Here is a 922-nt window from a genome sequence, read left to right as displayed (position 1 = left end):
ACTTGTAGTTTTTCTCAAACGTTGCTTTATCATGTGTGTGCTGTAACTCAATCTGCACAGGACTGTTGGCATTAGCATACGAACCAGCACCGTACTGTACATAACCAGGTTGACCGACTTGGTAAACAATTCCGCCGTCTCCCACAATATAAGCGGTATAAGCACTAGTCCACGAACGTTTCATATACTGCGCTTCATTTCGTCCTGTTGCTGTTTCGTTAGCCGTCTCATGCAGTAAAATGTACTGATTATTTGCTACTTGTGAGCTACCTTCGTTTGGACCCAAATTAAATTCATTGTTAATCGTATAGGCGAACCCATTAATTGGCAATAAAAAAAGAGCCGTTAATAGGCTCATCGCAGTAATAGTAATTTTCTTCTTCATTTGTTTCCTCCTATTTTTTTAAATTATAAGCCGACACACCAGTGATAACGCCTAAAAATGTTGCTACTGCATTGATAGTGAGTACTGTCATATCTGTTCCATTCCATCCATATGCTTTCCCTAACGTCGCTACTAATACAGATGCAGCTGGCAATACTGTTAAAACTGTCCATTTAATAATTTGATAATATTTATCGGGTAAAATCATTTCTTCTCGCCTCCTTTCATTTCCTGAATATCATGTTCTGCTTCATTCATCCGTCCTTCTAATAGAAAAGTCCGTTCAACAATATGGTTATGCTTTTCAACTTTTTTCTCCAATTGTTCAATTCGATAAATGGTCAGTTTGTTTGAAAAAACAATGCCTGCAAACGTACCAACCAATGTTCCTGCAATACTTAAAGCAGAAATAATCGCATCAATACTCATACTTCACCAACTTTCCAACAAAAAACATACTCCATGGAGCATGCCTTAATTTTCTTTATTAATAATTTTATCTGCTTCTTCTTCCGTAATGCACATTCATTAGTTATC

At 36.9% G+C, this 922-nt stretch carries 3 protein-coding genes; all 3 read right to left on the bottom strand.

The annotated features are described in order from the left end of the window. Positions 1 to 385 (bottom strand): N-acetylmuramoyl-L-alanine amidase (locus AB3H90_RS14360; protein WP_368016918.1); only part of this gene is annotated, 385 nt, incomplete at its 3' end. Between the two features lie 10 nt (positions 386 to 395). Beyond that, positions 396 to 593, bottom strand: coding sequence for a phage holin (locus tag AB3H90_RS14355; RefSeq protein WP_002319084.1), 198 nt, complete (start codon positions 591 to 593; stop codon positions 396 to 398). Further along, positions 590 to 814: a hypothetical protein gene (locus AB3H90_RS14350; RefSeq protein ID WP_081122927.1), complete on the bottom strand. Its 225-nt coding sequence runs from the start codon at positions 812 to 814 to the stop codon at positions 590 to 592. The genes AB3H90_RS14355 and AB3H90_RS14350 overlap by 4 nt, the downstream gene beginning before the upstream one ends. Positions 815 to 922: the final 108 nt, after the last annotated feature.

Source organism: Enterococcus sp. C63 (assembly GCF_040887215.1).
In the GTDB taxonomy this organism is placed as follows: Bacteria; Bacillota; Bacilli; order Lactobacillales; family Enterococcaceae; genus Enterococcus_B; species Enterococcus_B hirae.
The sequence above is the reverse complement of the archived record's forward strand: the minus strand, read 5'-3'. Positions and strand labels throughout refer to the sequence as shown.